Here is an 843-nt window from a genome sequence, read left to right as displayed (position 1 = left end):
TGGTGCTGTTGCAAAGTGGGGGCGGGGTGGCGGTCGCCGTGGAATGATCACGGTCATGGGCATCTTCTCGGGTCGCCATTTCCCTCGCGAGGTCATCCTCTGGGCGGTGAGGTGGTACTGCCGTTATGGGGTCAGCTATCGCGACCTGGAGGAGATGATGACCGAGCGGGGCGTGCCAGTCGATCACACCACGATCTACCGGTGGGTCCAGAAATACGCCCCTGAACTGGACAAGCAGACTCGGTGGTATCGGCAGGTACCCGACTGGCAGGCCCGTTCCTGGCGGGTGGATGAGACCTATATCCGGGTTGGTGGGAAGTGGTGCTACCTCTATCGGGCGATCACCGCTGGTGGCCAGACCCTGGACTTCTACCTTTCCCCCAAACGCAATGTCGCATCAGCCAAGCGTTTCCTGGCGAAGACGCTGCGGTCGAATACCGCAGCCGGGTACCCGCGGGTGATCAGCACCGACAAAGCCCCCTCACTGGCCAGAGCGATTTCTGAGCTCAAGAAGGAGGGAATCTGCCCGCCAACCGTGGAACACCGGCGGGTGAAATACCTCAACAACGTGCTGGAAGGCGATCATGGGCGGTTGAAACGGATCCTGGGGCCGAAGGGCACTTTCAAAAACAGGACTTCTGCGTACCGGACGTTGAAGGGGATGGAGGCGATGCACTCATTACGGAAGGGACAGGGGGTGATGTTCGCCTACGGGCATCCGAATCCGGATGCGGTGATCGTCAACCAGGTCTTCGAGAGGGCCTAGGAACGCCAGCTGCAGCGAGCATCAGCGGATGAAAGATCGAGTGCTCACAGCTCTCCGCCCCACTTTGCAACAGCACC

General features: G+C 60.5%; 1 protein-coding gene. It reads left to right on the top strand.

From position 1 onward, the window contains the following. The first annotated feature begins 55 nt into the window (after positions 1 to 55). Positions 56 to 766: an IS6 family transposase gene (locus ACQCVD_RS15455; RefSeq protein ID WP_426824669.1), complete on the top strand. Its 711-nt coding sequence runs from the start codon at positions 56 to 58 to the stop codon at positions 764 to 766. Positions 767 to 843: the final 77 nt, after the last annotated feature.

Source organism: Corynebacterium halotolerans (assembly GCF_050107895.1).
In the GTDB taxonomy this organism is placed as follows: Bacteria; Actinomycetota; Actinomycetes; order Mycobacteriales; family Mycobacteriaceae; genus Corynebacterium; species Corynebacterium halotolerans_B.
Note: the sequence above shows the minus strand (reverse complement) of the source record. Positions and strands in the feature narration are given on the sequence as shown.